Origin of the sequence: Mesorhizobium sp. M2E.F.Ca.ET.219.01.1.1, assembly GCF_004016445.2 — a bacterium.
In the GTDB taxonomy this organism is placed as follows: domain Bacteria; phylum Pseudomonadota; class Alphaproteobacteria; order Rhizobiales; family Rhizobiaceae; genus Mesorhizobium.
The window spans coordinates 1-303 of the sequence record NZ_SADT02000215.1 but is presented as its reverse complement, the minus strand read 5'-3'; the positions used below and the strand labels follow the sequence as shown (position 1 = coordinate 303).

The following is a 303-nucleotide window of genomic DNA, read 5'->3' as shown; positions in this document are numbered from 1 at the left end:
CGGTGGCCAGATCATAAGCTTAGCGCTGAACGTCGCCGAATTGCGCGCCGCCGACGAGCAGGTGAGCTTTGAAGGGGCGTGCGACAGCGCCTGCACACTCTATCTGTCGCTGCCCGTCGAGCAGCTTTGCGTGAGCCCGCACGCCTCCTTCGGCTTCCATCTACCTTGCGGCGTCGGCGGCCGGCAGAATGCGGCCGCCGCCAACTATCTGATCTCGCAATATCCCGACTGGGTCCGGCAATGGATCGAGGAACATGGCGGCCTGTCGCACACCATAGTGCGGATGGAGGCCGACGAGGTGGC

Annotated in this window: 1 pseudogene; it reads left to right on the top strand. The window is 64.4% G+C overall.

What is annotated here, in order from left to right:
• Positions 1-303 (top strand): annotated as a pseudogene (locus EN862_RS36510) (hypothetical protein); the annotation flags it as partial.